Below are 19,717 nucleotides of genomic sequence, written 5' to 3'. Positions count from 1 at the left end.
TTCTCACCAACTTCGTCGCGAGAGGGCGCAGGCGCCTGTAGCTGCAAGGAGTTTGGTCCTCGAAGCGACGCAGTCGTACTTTCAGTACGTCGAGGAGCGGAGAGGCCAAAGGACGCAGCAGATGCAGGTGCGTCCGCCCTCGCAGCAGAAGGCTGGTGAGAAGGTCGGGCTAGGTCCGCCGCCGGCGCACCAGCACCACGGTCTGATCATCCCCCTGCGGCAGGCCGGCGCCAAAGCGGTCGACGGCGCCTTCGATGGTCTGGAGAATCTCTTCCAGCGGCACGTCGCGCTGTTCTCCGAGCAGCCTCTCCAGGCGATCCTCGCCGAATTCTTCATCGTCCGGCGCGGCGCATTCGGTGATGCCGTCCGAGTACAAGCACAGCAAGTCTCCGGGCTCCAGGACGATGGAGCGCGCCTGGTAACGGCCGCCGGGCATCAGGCCGAGGGGCAGTCCGCCGGAGGTCAGGTGCTCCACGGAGCCGTCGGTGCGCACCAACATGCCGGGATTGTGGCCAGCGTTGACGTACAGCAGGTTGCCGCTGGTGGCGTCGATCTCGGCGACGATCATGGTGATGAACTTGTTCGAAGCGCTGCTCTCGTACACATGATGGTTCAACCGCTCCACCATCCGCGGGCCGAGGTCGCTGCGGTCGCGCAGCAGGGCGAGGGACGAGTGCAGGGTGGAAACCATCAACGCCGCCGGCATGCCCTTGCCGGTGACGTCGCCCACCGCCATGCCGAGGCGGCCTTCGCCGGTCAACACCAGATCGTAGTAGTCGCCGCCGACCTGGCGCGCCGGCCGGTTCCAGCCGGACATCTCCAGCCCCGCCACCTCCGGCAGGCGATCCGGCAGGATCTGCCCCTGAATCTCCGCCGCCAGCTCCATCTCGCGGCCGAGGCGCTCGGCCTCCAGGGCGTGCCGGTGGAGACGGGCGTTTTCGATCGCGATGGCCGACTGGTTGGCGAACAGCGAAACCGTTCGCCGGTCCTCGTCTTGAAACGGTCCAATGCCGTGGCGGCTTTCCTTGTCACCCACCACCAACACACCGCCGCGCTCCCCCACTTCCACCGCCAGCGCGTGGCGCACTTCCGGAAGAAGACCCTCCGGCGGCTCCGCGTTGTCGTCCATGGCGAGCAGCTCTTCGGCCAGCGGTCCGTCGGCCGGCAACTCCTCCAGGGCCGAACCGCCGAAGGTCTGTCGCAAAACGTAGCGATCGTTTTCCCGCAAGTAGAGGGCACCACGCCGGGCATCGAGCAGCGACACAGTCTGCAAGAGGACGTTTTCGGCGAGCTGATCGAGATCGAGGGTGGCGGCGATGGACAGCCCCACCTCGTAGAGCGCTTCCAGCTCGACGCCCCGGAATCGCGCCTGGAAACGATGCTGTTTGAGTTCGCGGTCCAGCCCCTCGGCGCGCAGCAGCGCCTCCAGCGCCACCGCCACCAGCGGCACCTCGGAGGCCGATTCACTGCCGCCGCGGGCGACCAGTACACCACCCGGCACCTCGATGCGGGAGGTGCACCGAGCATCGTCCGGTCCCTCATGGGGAAACGGGTCCTCGCCTGGTTCACCGCACACCAGCGCGCGCTCGAAACCGCCCTGGCGGTCACGATAGAAAGCGACCGCTTCGGCTCCCAGATGAGACCGCCAACCTTCGAGCAGGCGCTGCAGGGAGGACCGGCTACCGCCTTCGGCGGCCAGTCCGGAGATGGGGATAGACGATGTTCCCGGCCCGGTGCGTTGGGTCAAAGGCGCGCTTCCGTCAGGTCAGAGCCGCCGGAAGGCCTCAGGACTCGAGGGCCGCAAGGGCCGCCTGCTGATCCTCGAAAATACCGGCGAACTGGGCCAGACCCATGATGTGAAAGGTCTTCTCGATGGTAGGAGTGAGGCAGCAGAAGGCCAGCTTGCCCTCGATCTCCAGGATACGCTCGATGATCTCGATCAGAATCGAGATGCCGATGGAGTTGACGATCTTAGTGCCCGCCAGATTGAGCAGCAGGTTCTTCTGGTCCTCTTCATCGACCAAACGGTAGGCCACCCGGGCGATCTCCTCGCCGCCCTGGTTGTTGATGTAGCCCTCGGTGTGGATCACCGCCACGCCATTGTGCTGCTCGACGGTGACTTTCAGAGTCTCGGTCATCTCCAGGTTCCCATCATGCCTTCGCCTTCGTCATGACCACTTTTGTTCCACGCTCGCTCGAATCGAACTCGACATCGTCCATCAACCCACGCATGATCTTGAGCCCCCAACCCCGCTTGTTCTCGTCGCCGATCTTCTGGCTGATGTCAGGATCTTCGACCTCGGCCGGCTCGAACCCGATGCCGCCGTCGCGCACTGTGATGCGCAGTATTTCGGGCTCGGCGGTACCCAGAATCTCGCAAGTGATGAAGACTGTGCCGTCCGGCGTCTTGCTGTGCTCGATGGCGTTGATGCACGCCTCGATGACGGCTAAGCGTACCTCGTCGACTCGGTCGGCGCTCATGCTCATCAACTCAGCCATCGCCGTCGCGGCATTGCTCGCCGCGATCTCAGCGCCCTGTGCCAGCGGGAGCGTCAAAGTGACCTCCCTCAGTATGGCCTGCTCAGCCATCTTATTCCGAGGTGCTCGTGGAAAGGACCCTAAAAGGTGAGGTAGAACTCGAGAGCGTAGATCACGATGGGGTGAATCATGTCGTTCATCAGCAACCATCCGAACGATGCCGCGGTGCCCACGGCAACGAAGACCTTCGATGAAAGGCGCGGAACGGAGAATTGTCTGCGAACGGACTCTAGCATGATCGGCTCTTCCTTCTCTGTTTCACCCAGAGAGGAGCAAGGACGCTGCCAGGCTCATCCGATCAGCCAGAAAGGCAATCCTCCCAAGTACTTACCAAGGTGCCACCCGATTGTTGACAAACGGGTGGCACCTAATGATGGGTCAGAATGTCGCACTTTTTATTCAGACGTATACATGCAATGAGGAACAGCGCCCCATCTTGTACCGCTGAAGAGAAATTGGGTCATAGTGACTCGCATGCGACATTATGACCCAATGCGATAAGCAAGGGCACCAGCGAATATAGGAGATTCCCTCAAAAGCCCCTTCTCTGTAAGGTTTTTCGATCCAGACCGAGGATCTTCGACGCGGCCGTCTTGTTGCCCCGCGTCATCTGCAGCACACGGCGAATGTGGCGCTTCTCCACCGTGGCGAGGTCGAGGGCTTCGGGCCCCAGGTCGTCCGCTTCGCCTCCCAGGAGTGAGCGCACCAGTGGCGCGTTCACTTCTCCCTCGGCCAGCGACAGGGCTCCTTCCACCAGGTTCTGAAGTTCGCGCACGTTGCCCGGATAGTCGTGGCTCATCAACAGGGTCAAGGCGTCGGCTCGGAAGGGCGGCACCCCAAGGCCCTCTCGCTGACAGAAGGACTCGGTGAAGTAGCGCACCAAGTGAGGAATGTCGCCCTTGCGCTCGCGCAGCGGCGGCACTTCGAGGACGATGCCCTTGAGACGGTAGTAGAGATCCTCCCGAAACTCGCCCCGGCGCACCATCTCTTCGAGATCTCGATGGGTGGCGGCAATCACTCGCACGTCGACCGGAACCGCCTTGTGGCCGCCGACGCGCACCACTTCGCGCTCCTGTAGCGCGCGCAGGAGCTTGACCTGCACCGCCGGCTGCATGTCGCCGATCTCGTCGAGAAAGAGCGTCCCGCCGTGCGCCAGCTCCAGCTTGCCGGGCCGCGCCTGGACGCCGGTCGCTACCCCGCGCTCGATGCCGAACAGCTCGCTTTCGAGCAGCCCTTCCGGCAGCGCCGCGCAATTGAGGGCGATCAATGACCCCTCGCGGCCGGAGCGCAAGTGGATCAGCTTGGTCAACATTTCCTTGCCGGTGCCACTCTCGCCGCGCACCACCACGCTGATGCCGCGCGCCGCCACCCGTTCCGCCAATTCCAAAACCCGCCGCATGGGAGCACCGTGGGCGATGATCTTCCGGCCGCCGACCTCATCGGCGAACTGACCGCGCAGGGCCTGGTTCTCTTCCTCCAGCCGTTGCCGCTGCTCCGCCAGGCGCTCTACTTGACGCACCGAGTCCAAGGCCACCCCGGCGAGCACCGAAACGGAATCCAGGAAGCGGCGATCGTCGTCGGAAAACGACGGCTCCTCGGTACCGCGGCCCTCCTTGTCGAGCACCGCCATCAGCCCCAGAAAGACACCGCGGCAAGCCAGAGGCGCCGCCATCAGCTCACTGAAGGGCCGCCCGGCGACGGTTCCCGAGGTACGGCGGAGCGGCCGCCCTTCGGCCAGCAGGTCGTGCCACAGCGGATCCGCCAGCACCGTTTCGCCGCCCGGAGACGACTCAACCCAGCCAACGCTGGCGACCGCTTGCGGCTTGCCGTAGGCGTCGCGCGTCACGGCCAGGGCGGCGGCCGGATCGAGCACCGCGCACACCCGCTGGAGCAATTCCTCCACCAATTCCCCCTCGGGCTGCTGAGCGTGCAGCGCCAGGGAAAGGTCGTAGAGGGTCTCGAGCTGGAGGATGCGCCGCTTTTCGGCGAATCCCACACCGGTTGAGGTCATGGCGAAATTCTATCGAAGTGGTGACTCGCGGGCCGCGAAATCGAATGCGTTAGCTCGCCTCGCGGGCTTGCTCGCGGCCTTCGAGGGTGCGGCGGAGGTACTGCCCGGTGAAACTCTCCGCCACCGCTGCCACCGCCTCCGGACTGCCGGCGGCGATCAGCTCACCGCCCCCGGCGCCGCCCTCGGGACCGAGATCGATGATGCGGTCAGCGATTTTGATGACGTCCAGGTTGTGTTCGATGATCACCACCGTGTTCCCCAGATCCACCAACCGGTGCAGCAACCGCAGCAGCTTGCCGACGTCGTCGAAATGCAGGCCGGTGGTGGGTTCGTCGAGCAGGTAGAGGGTTTGGCCGGTGGAGCGCTTGCAAAGCTCCCGGGCCAGCTTCACTCGCTGTGCCTCGCCGCCGGAAAGGGTGGTCGCCGGCTGCCCCAGCCGAATGTAGCCGAGGCCCACTTCGTCCAAGGTGGCGAGCACCCGCTCGATCGCCGGAATGTTCTGGAACACCTCCCGCGCTTGCTCCACCGGCAGGGCCAGGATGTCGGCGATCGACAGACCCTTGTACAACACCTGCAGCGTCTCCCGGTCGTAGCGCTTGCCGCCGCAAACCTCACAGGTGACGTAGATGTCCGGCAGGAAGTGCATCTCGATCTTGATCTGCCCATCGCCGGAGCAGGCCTCACAGCGGCCTCCCTTGACGTTGAAGCTGAATCGCCCGGGGGCGTAGCCGCGCATTCGCGCCTCGGGGGTCTTCGCCATCAGGTTGCGGATGTGGTTGAAGACGTTGGTGTAGGTCGCCGGATTGGAGCGCGGAGTGCGACCGATGGGGCTCTGATCGATGGCGATGACCTTGTCGATCTTCTCCAAGCCCTTCACCGCCATGTGTTTCCCCGGGCGGTCGCCGGCGCGGTAGAAGTGCTTGGCGAGGGCCTTGTAGAGAATGTCGTTGACCAGGGTGCTCTTGCCGGAGCCGGACACTCCGGTGACGACGTTCAGGCAACCGAGGTCGAAGGTCACGTCGAGGTCCTTGAGATTGTTCTCTCGCGCCCCGAGGACCTTCAGCGCACCGGTCGCCTGGCGCCGCTCGGGCGGGATGGGAACCTCCATTTCGCCGCGCAGGTACATGCCGGTGAGGGATTTCTTCGCCCGCGCCACCTGCTTCGGGGTGCCTGCGGCCACCACCTCTCCGCCGTGGACACCGGCGCCGGGGCCCAGATCGATCACCCAGTCGGCCTCGCGAATGGTGTCCTCGTCGTGCTCCACCACCAGCACCGAATTGCCCAGGTCGCGCATGTCCCGCAGGGTGCGGATCAAGCGGGCGTTATCCCGCTGGTGGAGGCCGATGGACGGTTCGTCCAGCACGTACAGCACCCCCATCAGTTTGCTGCCGATCTGGGTGGCCAGGCGGATGCGTTGGCTCTCGCCGCCGGAGAGGCTGGCCGAAGAGCGCTCCAGGTTCAAGTAGCCGACTCCGACATCGCCCAGGAAGCGCAGCCGGTCGTGCACCTCCTGGATCACCTTGGAGGCGATCGCCCGTTCGCGCTCGTCGAATTCGAGGGCCGCTACCCAGGCTTCGAGTTCGAGCACCGAGAAGCGCCCCAATTCGTCGATGGAACGGCCGTGCACTTTGACCGCCAGCGCCTCCGGCCGCAGGCGGCGGCCGGCGCAGTCCGGGCAGGTGTGGACGGACATGAACTTCTCGATCGAGGCGCGGACGTGGGCGGAGTCGGTCTCTCGATAGCGCCGTTCCAGCCGCGGCAGGATGCCCTCGAACTTGCCTTTCCAGCGGTAGCTCGACCGTTCGCTCTTCAGGCTGAAGTCAATCTCCTTCGAGCCGCTACCGTGTAGCAACACCTGCCGTACCTTCTTGGGCAGTTTCTTCCAGGGCGTCTTTAGCGAGAAGTTCATCGCCTTGGCGATGTTCGCCACCATCCGCATGCTCATGGAATTGGAACTGGCCGGCCAGGCGGCTACCGCGCCGGCGTCGATCGAGCGCTCCGGATCGGCGATCACCTTGTCCTCGTCGACCCCACTGATCGAGCCCAGGCCGGAGCAGGTCGGGCAGGCGCCGTAGGGACTGTTGAAGGAGAAGAGGCGCGGCGTGATCTCCGTCAAACCGGTGCCGCAGTCGGAGCATGACCAGCTCTGCGACAGGGTTTCCTCGGCGGCGCCCTGGGGAGCGATCACCAGCAGACCGTCGGCCACCTTCAGCGCCGTCTCGACGGAGTCCGCCAGGCGCTTCTCGATGCCCGGTTTGATCACCAGGCGGTCAACGACGATGTCGATGATGTGCTTTTTCTGCTTGTCGAGGGCGGGCGGCTCGCCGCTCAGATCGACGATCTCGCCGTCGACCCGCGCCCGCACGAAGCCTTCCCGCGCCATCTGGGCAAGCTGCTTCTTGTACTCACCCTTCTTGCCGCGCACATAGGGCGCGTAGACCACCATGCGCGTGCCCTCGTCGAGGGACATCACCCGATCGACCATCTGCTGAACCGTCTGCGGCCGGATGACCTTGCCGCAGGAAGGGCAATGCGGAACCCCGACGGAGGCATAGAGCAGGCGTAAATAGTCGTGGATCTCGGTCACCGTGCCGACCGTCGAGCGCGGGTTCTTCGACACCGACTTCTGCTCGATGGAAATGGCCGGCGACAGCCCTTCGATGGCGTCGACATCGGGCTTCTCCATCTGCTGGAGAAACTGCCGCGCATAGGCCGAGAGGGACTCGACATAGCGCCGCTGTCCTTCGGCGAACAAGGTGTCAAAGGCGAGGCTCGACTTACCGGATCCGGACACCCCGGTCACCACCACCAACTGGTTGCGGGGAATGTCGAGACTGATGTTCTGGAGATTGTGCTCGCGAGCGCCGCGAATGCGGATCAAATCCATGGGCCGAGAACTCTAGCAGGTTGCTGAAAAAGGGCTGCGCCCTAGGATTTCAGCTGCCCTGCTAGCTTTCTTTCCGAGGGGGCTGGGCGCCCCCTTGCCCGAAAAATAAAGACTTTTCGGGCTCACCCCGTCCTCGGCGCCGCCGGCGCCGCCTCGCCCTTCGGGCTCGGAACAGGCTGCTGAAGGATGGAATGTTTCTTCAGCAGCCTGCTTCTGGAGGTGCCAGCACTCTCATTAGCTTCCGGAAGAGGCTATCGAGCAACGGGAGCCCGAGGGGACTCCCGTGGGTGTCCTGCTGGACACTCTCTGTCCGCTACGGGCGGATGCGGCCGGGGCCGCGGGGGTGGAAATCCACCTCGCCGCGCGGGTCCACCGGATTCAAGTCGCCGTCGCCGGGGCTATCGCCACCGACCGGGCGGCGGGGGCGCCGCGGGCGCCGCGGGCGGTTGTCGATCTGACGGCTTTCGCCGGTGATGCGCAGCGCAGTGAAGAGCTGCGTTGCCGCGGCCTGACTGAACACGGCACCGGTCAAGCTTGAGGCGGACGGGATGGTGGCGCCGGCGTTGGCTTCCGCCCCGAAGATGAAGGGGAAGAGATCCACCGCCGGGATGCTGGCGCCGTAGCTGGCGTTGATCGCCGCAATGAATTCGTTGGCCACCAGCGCATAGCCGAAGGGCGTCGGGTGGACGCCATCGTAGGAAAAGATGCCGCCGGTCAAGAAGTCCGTCGTGTAGACGATACCGCCGCCGGCGTCATAGCCGTTCCTGGCGATGTCGCTGAAGATGGAGTTGACCGGCACCAGAGCCGCTCCAAAATCCGTCGCGGCCCGCCGGATCGCGTCGTTGTACTGGGCGAGGCGCGCTTCGATGGTCGCCACTTCATCAGCGTCGAGCACCGCTTCGTTGGGCAGCGGCTGGCCGTTGCCGCCGAGCTGCGCCGGAATGCCGAAGCCCTGGGCCAAGAAGCCGCTCGCCGTCAGCAGCACCCGGTCGCCGGGGCCGAGGGGGCCGCTCGGGCCGATCAGCGGTACCGGCGCGCCGTTGAGGATCACCGGCTGACTGGTGGCCGGATCGACTACCACCGGCGGCAGGGTGGTAACGAAGGGAATGCTGGTGACGCTCGGGATGGTCGCTACCACCATATTGGCTCCGACCGCCGCCAGGGTGCCGAGGATCTGCCGGTAGTCGGACTCGAACTGCGCCGCCGGGGTGAGGGTCACGCCATCGATGACGATGCCGCTGGTGGCGGCACCCAGGACGTCGTTGTTGCCGATCCAAACGCTCGCGAAGGTCGGCTGCTGCACCGCCGCCAGCTCGAGCTGGGTGCCGAGGCCGCGCAGCACCAGATCGATGATGCCGTTGCCGGTGCGGGTGGTCACCACGTCCGTCACGGTGAAGCCCGGCACCGCCATGTTGTTGTAGGGGCGCGGCAATCCGAGGTTCAGGGGCGGTCCCGGCTGGGCGGCCCGCGGCACGATCACCGGCGCGCCCGGACCGAGGCTCTGGATGGCCAAGAGCGGCGGAATACCCGGCGCGCCGGCCAGCGGCTGCTGGAAGTCCGGGGCACCCGCCTGGCGGGCGATCAGCGCCGGGTAGCTCAGAGCCTGCACATCGGCGTGCAAACCGCTCGAGGCGAAGCCGGCGGTCAGGCTGTCGCCGACGGCGACGTAGCGGGTGAAGTCCGCGTTGCCGGTGTTCTGCGCCAGGGCAGCACCGGTCAGGGAGAGGGCGGCGAGCAGGGTCACGGCGAGGGCCGCGACGATCCCGAGGTTCTTCTTCATGATCATCGTCTCCTTGTGCCCCTGGGCCTAGCGGCTCACCGTCACGCCGAACAGCCAGGCTTTGTTTTGGTAGGTGCCGAAGAAGTCGCTTTCGCCGGCGAAGCTGCGGGCCCGGCTGCGCTCGTCGAAGTCCAGATACATCACGGCGACGTCGACCACATACTTGTTGCCCTGGTGACCGTAGCCAATGGTGAAGCCGTTGCGGTCCGCATCGGGCAGCAGCGGGCTGACCGCCTCTTCCGGCTGCGGCGTCTCGTCGAACACATAGCCAAAGCGCCACTCGGAGCCGCCGGGGCTCTTCCAGGATAGGCCTGCCCGGTAGTTGTTGACGTCTTCCCACTCCTGTTCGCGGGTGGTGTCCGGCAGATCGTCGTTGGTGAAGTCGATAGTCAGCTCATCGAAGCTGCTCCAACCGGTCCAGTTGATGTCCGTCAAGAGGGTGAGGTTTTCGGTCAGGCCGAAGGAGAAACCGAGGCTTGCCATCTCCGGAAACTCGAGCCCCGCCTCGATCGGCAGGTCCTGACCGAAGGGCAGACCGGCCGCCACGGCGGCGTCGAAGGGCGTGCCGGTAAAGCGCTGGAAAAGTTCGCCGTCGCCGGCGTAATCCACGTCCACAGAACTGCGGTAGGACAAGCCCCAGGAGAAGAAATCACCCACCCGGTGCAGCAAACCGACGTTGAACCCGAAGCCGGTCTCGAAATCGCTCTTCAGGTTCAGCACGCCGACATCCGAAGTCTGCAGGGTGAGCGGATTGAAGGTGGCGATGTGCTGCACCAACTCGACGTCCGTGAAGCGAGCGACGGCGCCGAAGCCAATGGCGAAGTTGTCACTCACCTGCCAGCCGAGGGCCGGGTTGATGTCGATCGCCCGCAGCGCCGCCTTGCGGCTGACGAAGCGGCCCGGGAAATCCTCGGCCCACTCGGTGGTCAGGCCGAAGGGGGCGTTGATCCCCAGTCCGAAGGTCCAGGTGTCGTTCATCGGCTGCACCCAGTAGGCGTGAGGCGGGAATTCCGACAGGGTTTCCTGCTCCGCCTCGACCCCCGGTCCGGGGAAGGAGGAGGTGCCCTGGAAGCTCGCCTCACTGCCGCGGATCCAGGTGAAACCGGCGGCGAAGCCGCGCTCCTGGAACGCGATGCCGGCGACATTGTGGAACATCGCCGAGGGGTCGTCGGCCTGGGCCGTGAAAGCGCCGGCCGTTCCCATGGCCTTGGAACCCTGCTCGAAGATACCGAAGCCCGCGCCGAAGGCGGGCAGCGCCATCAGAACGCAAACTCCCCCTACGACCAAGGCCGAACGAACCGCGGACTGACTGGATCTCCTGCTCATCCCAAGCTCCTCTTGACTGCGTTGATCATTGCTGAACGGATCAAGTCGAAATCGCGGCTCCCACCCTTCTTCGTCGAGTGCCCGGCGGGAATTGCCCGGCGGACGGCATTCATACATCGATGGTTCGGCTGACTTCTGACTCAGCCTCTGACAGTAGTGGAGAAAACCCAAATCTGTCAATGTTTACAAAGCTTTTCCCGAGGCGGCACACCTTTCCGGGGAAGCTGCTAGAGTGAACCTCGAAAGGGGAGGCAAGGGATGGAATTCCAGCACGAAATCCACGAGGAAACCTATCGCCGGGTGGAGGATTACCTGCCGGACTTCTTCGAAGATCCGGTGCACGACGAGGACGCCGGCAACTTCTACGTGCGCTACGGCAGCACGGTGCTCGAAATCTGCGTCGACGCCTACGGCCCGAAGGAAGCCTCGGTCAAGATCACGTCCTTCTGCGTGCAAGGGGTGAAGATGTCGACGGATCTGGCCGGTGAACTCCTCGCCCTCAATCACGAGCTTCCCTTCGGCTCCTTCTCGATGCTCGGCGACGACATCTTCTTCGCCCACTCGGTGTTCGGCCGCGATCTCGATGCCCGCAAGCTGCTCGACGCCATCGCCGCGGTGGCCTATGCCGCCGACGAGTACGACGACCACCTGGCCGCCAAGTACGGCGGCACCACTGCCCTGGAGCACATTCACCGCACCGGCGGACAGAAGCGCCGCCAGGAAGATTCCGGCACGGAATCGGACTTCGACAGCTCGGCGTTGCCTAGCTAGCAGGGTGCTGGGCGCCCGCCCGCGGTCCGCCCCTCGCCCTTCGGGCTCACCCCATCCACGGCAGCTATGCTGCCGCCTCGCCCTTCGGATTCGGTCGCCGGTCGATTCTCTATCGGTGGGAGGAGCCGCCAAACTCAGCGGTGAGCGGAGCCGCCCTTGATGGCGGCTTCGGCCTCGCGGTCGAGGATGCGCTTCTTCACCGTCTCGCGCTTGTCGTAGTGCTTCTTGCCCTGGGCGAGGGCCACTTCCAACTTGAGCCAATTGCCGCGCAGGTAGACGGAAAGCGGGATCGCCGTCTGTCCTTTGAGTTGAGTACGGCCGTAGATGCGGTCCAGTTCGCGCCGCGACAGGAGCAGCTTGCGGTCGCGATCTGCCGGATGGTTCTGGCGGTTACCGTGGCTGTAGGGGCTGATGTGGGCACCGACCAGCCAGGCTTCGCCGTTGCGCACGTCAACGTAGGCGTCTTTGAGCTGCACCTTGCCGTCCCGCGCCGCCTTGACCTCCGTGCCGGCGAGCACCATGCCCGCTTCGAAGGTCTCCAGCACCTCGTAGTCGTGGAGCGCACGGCGATTGCGGGCCAAGATGATCTTGTCCCCCACCTTCTGAGGTTTTCGCCCTGCTTTCGAACCCGCCATGACCACTCCTCTTCTGCTTTTCCGCTCGGCACTCCGTCCCAGATAGCGGCAGGAAGGCCAGGAATCATACTCCAGCCGGCGAATACAATCCTCATCACCCTGAACCTGCTACAGTTTTCGTCTTCATGCGGCCAATCTTCGTCTGCTGTCTGATCCTGTTCGCCTTGCCCGCGACCGCAACCTTCGGCGCCGAGATCTCCAAGCCGGTGGTCACCGTCGAGGAGAACCGCGCGCTGATCGATTTCGAGCTCTCCGAGGCCTTCGACGAGCGCTTTCTCGACCGCATTCAGAGCGGGCTGCCGACCGGTTTCGTCTACCGCCTCGAACTGCGCAAGGACCGCAAGCGCTGGTACGACCGACCGATGCGGGAAACCACCCTTCAGGTGGTGGCGATGTACGACGCCGTCGCGCGCGAGTACCTGGTCAACACCAAGCTGGGCGGCAAGCTGGTGGAGAGCCGTGGGGTGACGGATCTCGCGGACCTGGAACGGGAAATGACCCGCGTCATCCGGCTGCCGGCCTTCGAGCTCGACGAGTTTCCGAGTAGCTGGCGCCTGATCGTCCGGGTACGGGCCGAAATGGGGTCCAAGACCCTCTTGTCCTTCATCCCCGTTACCATCAAGACCGATTGGGGCGAATCGAAGAAGTTCCGCACCAAGAACGCTCTGCCGGACGGCGCTTGAGGCACCGCCCAGGGAACCATGTGAACGCCCCTCAGCCAGCCCCCGATCCGGCCGATTCCGTGCCGGCCCACGATTTCAAGGGTCGCCGGCGGCGGCCCCAGCGGAGCGACGCCCGCTGGGTGGTCGGCGGCCTCCTGGTCCTGCTGGTGCTCTTCGTCGGGGTCCTCTACTTCTTCCAGCGCACGCGGGATCTGCCGTCCTTTCTCGCCAACAATCAGGTGTTGCTGTTCGTTCTCTGGTACGTCGACATCATCCTGATCGTCGTCATCCTGTTCGTTCTGCTGCGCAACCTGTTCAAGCTGATGGTGGAGCGGCGCCACCGCATGCTCGGCTCCAAGTTCAAAGTCAAACTAGTGCTGACCTTCATCGGCCTGTCGCTGATCCCCGTCCTGCTGCTGTTCACCATCGCGACGGAGCTGCTCCAAGGATCCGTCGACCGCTGGTTCACGGCGCCGGTGCAGGAGGTCCTGGAGCAGGGGGCCGCGGTCGCCGAGGAGCTGGTGAGCCGGATCGAAAAGGGCACCCTGCGAGACGCTTCTCAGCTCCTCCAGGACATCCGGCCGATCGATCTCGCCGATCCCCAACAGCGGCCGGAGCTGGGCGATCTGCTGCGCCAGCGGCTCCAGACCACCAACCTCGCCATGGTGGCGGTCTACGACGAGCGGGTGTTCATCCAGGCCGCCATCGATCCGCAGGCGGGCATCACCGACCTTCCGGAACTACCCGCGGACTTCTTGTCGGACGCCGCGGCCACCGGCTGGGCAGTCCGGCCGGTCCGCCAGGTGCCCGGCCAGTCGGGGCGTTTGATCCTGGCGGCCGCCGCCGGTCCACCGGCACCGGCACCGGACGAATCCGGCGGCGACCAGGCGGCGCCGCCACCGCGACCGATCGTGGTCGCCGGCGCTCTGATGGCCCCGAGCCTGGCGGAGAAGACGGAGCGTTTGATCGACGCCAGCCAGAGCTATCGCCAGCTCGAAGTGCAGCGTGAGGACCTCAAGGCATCCCACCTGCTCACCTTCTTGATGGTGACGCTGTTGATCCTCCTCGCCTCGTCTTGGGTGGGGCTCTACCTCGCCCGGCGGGTGACGGTGCCGATCCAGGCGCTGGCCGACGGCACCCGCCGCATCAGCCTGGGGGATCTCGACCATCGGGTGGAAGTGGCCGCCGACGATGAACTCGGCGTGTTGGTGGATTCCTTCAACCGCATGACCCAGGAGCTCAAGCGCAACAAAGAGGTCATCGAACAGAGCAACCTCGAACTGGTGGCGGCCAACGAGCGCCTGGCCGAAGAGCGGGCGCTGATTGGCGCGGTGCTCGAAAACGTTGCGGCGGGGGTCATCTCCACCGACGCCGCGGGCCGCATTTTCACCTGCAACGGCGCCGCCTTGAGGATGTTGCGACAGCGCGAGAGCGAGGTGATCGGGCTGGCGGCGGCGGACGCCTGGCGCGATCCGGAACGGCGCAAGGTAGCCGACCTGTTGAGCGAGGAGCTCGAGAACGGTCACCTCGCCCGCGAGCTGCACCTAGTGCTGGGCGGTGAGTGGAAGACCTTCGATGCCAAGGTCACGGCGATCGACGACGGTGAGTCGGAGCAGGAAGAGGGCGCCCCCGGCGAGGGAGAGTCCGGCCGGGTGATCGTTCTCGAAGACCTGACGGAGCTGATCAAGGCGCAGCAGCTCGCCGCCTGGAACGAAGCCGCCCGGCGCATCGCCCATGAGATCAAGAATCCCCTCACCCCGATCAAGCTGTCCGCCGAACGGCTGCTGTACAAGTCCCGGCAAGAGGATCCAGCCCTCGGCAAGGCGCTCGAAGAAGCGGTCGAGATCATCACCCGCGAGGTCGCCTCGATGCAGTCGATGGTCGACGAGTTTTCGCGCTATGCCCGCATGCCGGGGCCGCGGCCGACCTCCGTCGACGTGCGTCGGCTGATCCACGAGACCATCCACCTTTACCGAGATCTGAAGCCCGGCGTCGCCGTGCGCGGCAACATCCCCACGGAGCTGCCGGCCGCTCAGCTCGACGCGGAGCAGATCAAGCGTGCCCTGATCAACTTGATCGACAACGCCCTCGAAGCGACCGATGCGCCGGGAGTGGTGGAGGTGTCCGCGGAGCGCCGGACGGGAACGCTGTACATCCACGTCGCCGACAGCGGTCGCGGCGTGCCGGTGGAGGCACGCGGCAAGCTGTTCCTGCCCCACTTCTCCACCAAGGGCCGCGGCACCGGCCTCGGCCTGTCGATCGTGCAGCGCATCATCACCGAGCACCACGGCACGATCCGCGTCGAGGCCAACGAGCCACACGGAACCATTTTCACCATTGAGTTGCCTTCCTAGCAGACCGTACCGGCCCTATACTGCGGCCATGAGCACACCCCAAGAAACCATCCAGAACGACCTCAAAGACGCCATGCGCTCCGGCGACAAGGAGCGCCTCGGCACCCTTCGCATGTTGCTGACGGAGATTAAGAACGAATCCATCCGCAGCGGCGACGAGGTGGACGACGCGACCTTCGACAACCTGGTGCGCAAGGGGGTCAAGCAGCGCAAAGACGCCGCCCAGCAGTACCGCGACGGCGGCCGCGAGGAGCTGGCGGAGAAAGAAGAGCGCGAGATTACCTACCTCGAGGCGTACCTGCCGCAGGCGGTACCGGAAGAAGAGATTCGCGCGGCGATCCAAGAGATTCTCGCGGCTTCCGGCCTCGAGGGCCCCAAGGCGATGGGGGTGGTGATGAAGGAAACCCTCGCTCGCTTCGGCCCTCGGGCCGATGGCTCCACCGTCAGCCGCCTGGCGCGCGAAATCCTCGCTCCATAGGCCGCAGGTGTTCGCCGCGTGAACGAGCCGCTCCTCGACCGCCTGGCCGCCCACTACGAGGCAGCGGGCATCCCGGCGCCGGCGCCGAAGCAGGCGGCGCGGGAACTCGGGGAGAATCCCGCGATCGTCGAGGGCGTGGTGCGGCGCCTGGTGCAGGAGAAGCGGCTGGTGGTGCTGAGAAACGATCTCGTCGCCTCCACCGCGGCCCTCGAAACGCTCTGGCGGAAGCTCCTCGCCAGCGAACGCGAGAGCTTTACGGCGCGCGATGTCAAGCAGAGACTTGGCCTCACCAGCCGATGGGCTATTCCGGTTCTCGAACATTTCGACGCCCAGGGCTGGACCCGGCGGGAAGGAGCGGAGCACCGGCGAACGGCGGGCGGCATGCTATAGTCCCATGCAGTGTCGCTTCGTCCATCGCTCTGGCATCGGAGGTTGAAGATGCTGAAAAGATTTCTCCCGCGGCTCGTCCTCATCGTCTCTTTGATCGCCAGCCTGGCGATTCTCTCGACCGCACCGGCGCTCGGTGCCGCCCGCCCCGACGGACCCTCTGAACGCACAACCACCGTCAAGGCCGTCGAACGCTCCGGCGGGCTCGATGTGCTCGACGCCATCGAAGCTCTGTGGGATCGGGTGCGCTCGACCATCCGAGGGGACAAGCAGGGACCACGCGATTCTCCAGGCTCGGGGGTCGACCCGAACGGCCACACCCACAAGCCCGGCGCCAACCCGTAGAGCCGAGCGGAATCAAAACATCCCGTCTCTCTCGCCGTACTTCGAGGCGACGGTAAAAATCACGCTGGATCGAGGACTCGGATCGAACTACACCTCCAGAATCCTACATACCTAAACACCGACCCCTAATGACTACAGGCTCCGCCGCGCCCGCCCCCAACTTCCCGAGAGACGACTCTCTGGATCAGGGCCCGGTGGAGATAGACACCTTGCTCGCCGCGCTGCGCACCCGCCCCATCGCCCATCGAGTGCGGCGGATTCAGCAGGATCCACGCTTTCATCGCGACGATCTCGCCGAACACTTCCTCGCCGAAGCCGCCGCCCGGATCCTCGACGATCCGGGCGCTGCCCAGGAGAACACCGCCCTCGCCATCGCCGTTGCCGAGGGACTCGATGCGAGCGCCTTCGGCCCGAGTCGACTGAGCGACCTCCTCGGGCGCTGCTGGGCGCGTCACGGCAACGCGCTGAGGGTCTACGGCGACCCGCACGGCGCCGAGAAAGCCTTCGGTCAAGCCCGATCTTTCCTGCGCCGCGGCACCGGCGATCGCCGCCTGGCCGCTCGCTGCGCCGAATTGGAAGCCTCGCTGCTCAAGGATCAGCAGCGTTTCGAGGCCGCCCACCGGCGGCTGGAGGACGCGATTACGATCTACCGCCGCGGACGCATTCAGCCGGCCCTCGGCCGCGCCCTGGTCGTCAAGGGCAGTTTCTTGCTGTTCGAGAACCGCCCGGAGAGCGCCCTGCGGGTGCTGCGCGAGGCCGTGCCGCTCCTCCGGCCAGAGGACGATCCGCGCACCTTCGTGTTGTGCGCCCACAACCTGATCAACGCCCTCAACGGTACCGGCTACAGCATCGCCGCACACGCCCTGGTGGCGGACATCCGACGGCTCTACGAGCGCCTGGGGGACCACATCAACCTGCTCCGCCTGGACTGGATGGTGGCCGAGATCAACCTCGAACTCGGCCGCGAAACCCAAGCGGAGCAGGGCCTACGAGCGGTCCGCCAGGGGTTCCTCGACCGCGGCATGGCCTACGACGCGGCCCTCGTTTCGCTCGATCTCGCGGTCATCTACCTGGAAGCCGGCGACCCCTTCCGCATGCGGGAACTGCTGGAGGCGATGATCCCGATCTTCCAGGCGCGGTCGCTCCATCAAGGGATGATCGCCGCGCTGATCTTGTTCCGCGAGTCGGTCGCTCTGCGCCAGGCGGACACCGCCCTGGTGCGCGACCTCACCGGCTATCTGCAGCGCGCGCAACGGGACCGCACCCTACGGTTCCGGCCGACCTCCTGACTCTCACCGACCTCCAGATCCTCGATACACTGCGGCGATGAACGCCGCCCGTGAAGCCCTCATTCGCCTACGCGAGGGAAACCGCCGTTTCGTCGCCGGCGCTCCCGAATCCGCCGTCCGCAACCGTCCTGACCGCCGCGACCAGCTCGTCGCCGGCCAGGCGCCCTTCGCCGTCGTCCTCTCCTGCTCCGACTCGCGGGTGCCGCCGGAGACCGTCTTCGATCAGGGGTTGGGCGATCTGTTCGTCGTGCGCGTCGCCGGCAACGTGGCGGCGCCGGAGGTCATCGGCAGCGTCGAGTTCGCCACCGACGTTCTCGGCGCCCGCCTGGTGGTGGTGCTGGGGCATTCCGGCTGCGGCGCCGTCCAGGCCACCCTGGCGACCCTGGACGACCCGTCCGCCGTCGGTGGCTCTCCCCACCTCGGCGCGATCGTCTCCAGGATCCGGCCGGCCGTCGCCGGCATCGCGCTTTCCGACAGCAGCCTCCCGCGGGCGGTCCGTGCCAACGTCCGGGCCGCCGCCGATACCCTACGCACGGACTCCGAAGTCCTCGCCGGCTTGATCGCCGACGACGGCCTACGGGTGGTGGGGGCGGAGTATTCGCTGGCGACGGGCCGGGTGGAGTTCTTGGACGGGCGGCCGGAGGAGGCCTGAGGAAGTCCGTTCAACCCCGCTCGTCGCGCACCTTCTCCGCATCCAACAGCCGCACCATGCCCCGCACCTTGCCCCGCAGGTCGGCCACCAGCGCCTCCACTTCTTGCCGCGCCAGGGGTTCGTCCGATGGCGTCAGGTCGGGCTCGGCGGCGGAGGGCAAAGGCGCAGTCCCATCCGGCGGAGCATAGAGCCGGCCGAAGAAGGCCTGCGGCTCGATCTCCAGCGAACGCAGGATCCTCTCCAGAACAGCCAGATCCAGCACCTGGCGGCCGGCGAGCAGGTCGTGAACGACGGGTAGCGGCACCTCGGCCGACACGGCGACGCGATCCGCCGAGAGATTGCGCTCGGCGAGGAGCTTCCGCAGCAGCTCGGCGGCGCGGTCCTGGGTGGTCGAGTCACTCATCGGTCCAGTATAGCCAGCACGCCGGCTCCTTTCCCCGGAGCCTTTGGGCCTTTACAGATCCCTCGGCCATCGGAGACCATGGCTCCATGAAGAGCATCGCCATTGTCGGAGCATCGACGGACCGTTCGAAGTTCGGAAACAAGTGCGTTCGGGCCTACCAGCACGAAGGCTGGGAGGTCGTGCCGATCAACCCCAAGGGCGGCGAGATCGAGGGAGTCGAAGCGGCGGTATCGCTCGCCGACGCTCGCCCGACGGACCGCATCGCCCTCTACCTGGCCCCGAATCTCCTGCGGCCGCTGCTGCCGGCGATCGCCGAGCGGGAGTCGCCGGAAGGGGTCTACTTCAATCCCGGCACCTGGACGCCGGAGCTGCTGGCGGAAGCGAAGGAGATGGGCATTCTCGTGCGCCAGGCCTGCGCCATCGTCGCCATCGGCCTCAGTCCGTCGCAGTTTCCCTAGCAGGGAGCTGAAGAGCGGCTTCGCCGATCATTTCAGCACGCCTGCTAGTTGTTCGTTTCTAGGGGGCTGGGCGCCCCCTCGCCCTACGGGCTCACCCCGTCCTCGGCAGCCAAGCTGCCGCCGAGCCCTCTGGGCTGGGTCGCATGTCAGCAGTCAGTAGAAATCAACACCCTTCTAGGCGCTGTCAGGGGGCCGCTGAAGGATGGCCCGCTGGTCGTTCCAGCGGGAGCGCACCTCGACCATCTGGCGGCGGGTGAATCCCAGTTCCGTGGCGATCGAGGTGATCTGCGCCTCCTCCTGGCCGGAGATCGAACCATCGGCAGCGGAAACGGCGAACAGGCAGTCGAGCAGCCGCAGGCGCTCCTCTTCACTCGACAACTCCCTGAATTCCCGGGTGACGAGAAAATTCTCGGTACTACCGAATAGCCGCGCCTGACTCTTGGCGATCTGCACAGCGAGCACCGCCTGCTCCTCCGGCAGCTTTCCCACCTCCACCACCAGCCGTTCCATCGTCCGGGTTTCGGCCGCGTCGATCGACAGATCGGCATGGGCCACCCGGCTCAGGTTGTAGGCGAAGGCGGCGATGAAGCGGGCCTTGTCCGGCTCGATCGCTTCGAGCCGCGCCACGATCTTGCGAACGGTTTCCGTTTCGGCGGTGGACGCGGCTTCGCTGGAACTTCCCTTCAGTCCAAACCAATCTCGAATCGACATGGCCGAATTCTAACGGCGGCCGAGCAACCT

The 19,717-nt window shown here is 65.6% G+C and carries 20 protein-coding genes; 9 read left to right on the top strand and 11 right to left on the bottom strand.

What is annotated here, in order from left to right; all coding sequences use genetic code 11:
* Nucleotides 1-169 precede the first annotated feature (169 nt).
* The 8 genes from AAF481_15770 to AAF481_15735 all read right to left on the bottom strand — a co-directional run bounded on the left by AAF481_15770 (nucleotide 170) and on the right by AAF481_15735 (nucleotide 10,476).
* Nucleotides 170-1,747, bottom strand: coding sequence for a SpoIIE family protein phosphatase (locus AAF481_15770; protein MEM7482635.1), 1,578 nt, complete (start codon nucleotides 1,745-1,747; stop codon nucleotides 170-172).
* A gap of 37 nt (nucleotides 1,748-1,784) precedes the next feature.
* Nucleotides 1,785-2,138: an STAS domain-containing protein gene (locus AAF481_15765; protein ID MEM7482634.1), complete on the bottom strand. Its 354-nt coding sequence runs from the start codon at nucleotides 2,136-2,138 to the stop codon at nucleotides 1,785-1,787.
* A gap of 13 nt (nucleotides 2,139-2,151) precedes the next feature.
* Nucleotides 2,152-2,589, bottom strand: coding sequence for an ATP-binding protein (locus tag AAF481_15760; protein ID MEM7482633.1), 438 nt, complete (start codon nucleotides 2,587-2,589; stop codon nucleotides 2,152-2,154).
* Nucleotides 2,590-2,618: 29 nt separating this feature from the next.
* The gene (locus AAF481_15755; GenBank protein ID MEM7482632.1) at nucleotides 2,619-2,774 is read right to left on the bottom strand and encodes a hypothetical protein; all 156 of its coding nucleotides are present in this window, start codon (nucleotides 2,772-2,774) and stop codon (nucleotides 2,619-2,621) included.
* 296 nt (nucleotides 2,775-3,070) lie between these two features.
* A complete protein-coding gene (locus tag AAF481_15750) occupies nucleotides 3,071-4,549 on the bottom strand; it encodes a sigma 54-interacting transcriptional regulator (protein MEM7482631.1) in 1,479 nt (492 codons plus the stop codon).
* 49 nt (nucleotides 4,550-4,598) lie between these two features.
* Entirely contained in the window at nucleotides 4,599-7,436 is a 2,838-nt protein-coding gene (gene uvrA / locus AAF481_15745) for an excinuclease ABC subunit UvrA (GenBank protein ID MEM7482630.1), read from the bottom strand.
* Nucleotides 7,437-7,749: 313 nt separating this feature from the next.
* The gene (locus AAF481_15740; GenBank protein ID MEM7482629.1) at nucleotides 7,750-9,216 is read right to left on the bottom strand and encodes an SGNH/GDSL hydrolase family protein; all 1,467 of its coding nucleotides are present in this window, start codon (nucleotides 9,214-9,216) and stop codon (nucleotides 7,750-7,752) included.
* A gap of 27 nt (nucleotides 9,217-9,243) precedes the next feature.
* A complete protein-coding gene (locus AAF481_15735) occupies nucleotides 9,244-10,476 on the bottom strand; it encodes an outer membrane protein transport protein (protein MEM7482628.1) in 1,233 nt (410 codons plus the stop codon).
* Between the two features lie 324 nt (nucleotides 10,477-10,800).
* On the opposite strand from AAF481_15735, the gene AAF481_15730 reads away from it, so the two are divergent.
* Nucleotides 10,801-11,313 (top strand): hypothetical protein, encoded by a 513-nt coding sequence (locus AAF481_15730; GenBank protein ID MEM7482627.1) that lies wholly within the window; start codon nucleotides 10,801-10,803, stop codon nucleotides 11,311-11,313.
* A 134-nt stretch (nucleotides 11,314-11,447) separates the two neighbouring features.
* On the opposite strand, the gene smpB is transcribed toward AAF481_15730, so the two are convergent.
* Nucleotides 11,448-11,948, bottom strand: a complete 501-nt coding sequence (smpB, locus tag AAF481_15725; protein MEM7482626.1) for an SsrA-binding protein SmpB — start codon at nucleotides 11,946-11,948, stop codon at nucleotides 11,448-11,450.
* A gap of 164 nt (nucleotides 11,949-12,112) precedes the next feature.
* Here smpB and AAF481_15720 point away from each other — a divergent pair, with 164 nt between their 5' ends.
* The 7 genes from AAF481_15720 (at nucleotide 12,113) to AAF481_15690 (ending at nucleotide 18,115) form a co-directional block, all read left to right on the top strand.
* Nucleotides 12,113-12,631, top strand: a complete 519-nt coding sequence (locus AAF481_15720) for a DUF4390 domain-containing protein (GenBank protein ID MEM7482625.1) — start codon at nucleotides 12,113-12,115, stop codon at nucleotides 12,629-12,631.
* Between the two features lie 59 nt (nucleotides 12,632-12,690).
* Nucleotides 12,691-14,964, top strand: a complete 2,274-nt coding sequence (locus AAF481_15715; GenBank protein ID MEM7482624.1) for an ATP-binding protein — start codon at nucleotides 12,691-12,693, stop codon at nucleotides 14,962-14,964.
* Between the two features lie 28 nt (nucleotides 14,965-14,992).
* Nucleotides 14,993-15,442: a GatB/YqeY domain-containing protein gene (locus AAF481_15710; GenBank protein MEM7482623.1), complete on the top strand. Its 450-nt coding sequence runs from the start codon at nucleotides 14,993-14,995 to the stop codon at nucleotides 15,440-15,442.
* Nucleotides 15,443-15,460: 18 nt separating this feature from the next.
* Entirely contained in the window at nucleotides 15,461-15,832 is a 372-nt protein-coding gene (locus AAF481_15705) for a SelB C-terminal domain-containing protein (GenBank protein MEM7482622.1), read from the top strand.
* A 48-nt stretch (nucleotides 15,833-15,880) separates the two neighbouring features.
* On the top strand, nucleotides 15,881-16,174 hold the full coding sequence (locus AAF481_15700) for a hypothetical protein (GenBank protein ID MEM7482621.1): 294 nt from the start codon (nucleotides 15,881-15,883) through the stop codon (nucleotides 16,172-16,174).
* 194 nt (nucleotides 16,175-16,368) lie between these two features.
* Nucleotides 16,369-17,463 carry a hypothetical protein gene (locus AAF481_15695; protein ID MEM7482620.1) on the top strand — a complete coding sequence of 365 codons (1,095 nt, stop codon included), beginning with the start codon at nucleotides 16,369-16,371 and terminating at the stop codon, nucleotides 17,461-17,463.
* Nucleotides 17,464-17,500: 37 nt separating this feature from the next.
* A complete protein-coding gene (locus AAF481_15690; GenBank protein ID MEM7482619.1) occupies nucleotides 17,501-18,115 on the top strand; it encodes a carbonic anhydrase in 615 nt (204 codons plus the stop codon).
* A gap of 10 nt (nucleotides 18,116-18,125) precedes the next feature.
* Here AAF481_15690 and AAF481_15685 read toward each other — a convergent pair whose 3' ends face one another.
* On the bottom strand, nucleotides 18,126-18,518 hold the full coding sequence (locus tag AAF481_15685; GenBank protein ID MEM7482618.1) for a helix-turn-helix transcriptional regulator: 393 nt from the start codon (nucleotides 18,516-18,518) through the stop codon (nucleotides 18,126-18,128).
* An 86-nt stretch (nucleotides 18,519-18,604) separates the two neighbouring features.
* Here AAF481_15685 and AAF481_15680 point away from each other — a divergent pair, with 86 nt between their 5' ends.
* The gene (locus AAF481_15680) at nucleotides 18,605-18,976 is read left to right on the top strand and encodes a CoA-binding protein (protein MEM7482617.1); all 372 of its coding nucleotides are present in this window, start codon (nucleotides 18,605-18,607) and stop codon (nucleotides 18,974-18,976) included.
* A 174-nt stretch (nucleotides 18,977-19,150) separates the two neighbouring features.
* Here the strand turns inward: AAF481_15680 and AAF481_15675 are convergent, their stop codons facing one another.
* Nucleotides 19,151-19,687 carry a TerB family tellurite resistance protein gene (locus AAF481_15675; protein ID MEM7482616.1) on the bottom strand — a complete coding sequence of 179 codons (537 nt, stop codon included), beginning with the start codon at nucleotides 19,685-19,687 and terminating at the stop codon, nucleotides 19,151-19,153.
* Between the last annotated feature and the right edge of the window lie 30 nt (nucleotides 19,688-19,717).

It is taken from the genome of Acidobacteriota bacterium, from assembly GCA_039030395.1.
In the GTDB taxonomy this organism is placed as follows: domain Bacteria; phylum Acidobacteriota; class Thermoanaerobaculia; order Multivoradales; family JBCCEF01; genus JBCCEF01.
The sequence above is the reverse complement of the archived record's forward strand: the minus strand, read 5'-3'. Positions and strand labels throughout refer to the sequence as shown.

Coding starts and splice junctions, on each gene's coding strand:
- AAF481_15765 (MEM7482634.1), bottom strand. CDS start 2,138: ATGACCGAGACTCTGAAAGTCACCGTCGAGCAGCACAATGGCGTGGCG.
- AAF481_15760 (MEM7482633.1), bottom strand. CDS start 2,589: ATGGCTGAGCAGGCCATACTGAGGGAGGTCACTTTGACGCTCCCGCTG.
- AAF481_15755 (MEM7482632.1), bottom strand. CDS start 2,774: ATGCTAGAGTCCGTTCGCAGACAATTCTCCGTTCCGCGCCTTTCATCG.
- AAF481_15750 (MEM7482631.1), bottom strand. CDS start 4,549: ATGACCTCAACCGGTGTGGGATTCGCCGAAAAGCGGCGCATCCTCCAG.
- uvrA (MEM7482630.1), bottom strand. CDS start 7,436: ATGGATTTGATCCGCATTCGCGGCGCTCGCGAGCACAATCTCCAGAAC.
- AAF481_15740 (MEM7482629.1), bottom strand. CDS start 9,216: ATGAAGAAGAACCTCGGGATCGTCGCGGCCCTCGCCGTGACCCTGCTC.
- AAF481_15735 (MEM7482628.1), bottom strand. CDS start 10,476: ATGGCGCTGCCCGCCTTCGGCGCGGGCTTCGGTATCTTCGAGCAGGGT.
- AAF481_15730 (MEM7482627.1), top strand. CDS start 10,801: ATGGAATTCCAGCACGAAATCCACGAGGAAACCTATCGCCGGGTGGAG.
- smpB (MEM7482626.1), bottom strand. CDS start 11,948: ATGGCGGGTTCGAAAGCAGGGCGAAAACCTCAGAAGGTGGGGGACAAG.
- AAF481_15710 (MEM7482623.1), top strand. CDS start 14,993: ATGAGCACACCCCAAGAAACCATCCAGAACGACCTCAAAGACGCCATG.
- AAF481_15700 (MEM7482621.1), top strand. CDS start 15,881: ATGCTGAAAAGATTTCTCCCGCGGCTCGTCCTCATCGTCTCTTTGATC.
- AAF481_15690 (MEM7482619.1), top strand. CDS start 17,501: ATGAACGCCGCCCGTGAAGCCCTCATTCGCCTACGCGAGGGAAACCGC.
- AAF481_15685 (MEM7482618.1), bottom strand. CDS start 18,518: ATGAGTGACTCGACCACCCAGGACCGCGCCGCCGAGCTGCTGCGGAAG.
- AAF481_15680 (MEM7482617.1), top strand. CDS start 18,605: ATGAAGAGCATCGCCATTGTCGGAGCATCGACGGACCGTTCGAAGTTC.
- AAF481_15675 (MEM7482616.1), bottom strand. CDS start 19,687: ATGTCGATTCGAGATTGGTTTGGACTGAAGGGAAGTTCCAGCGAAGCC.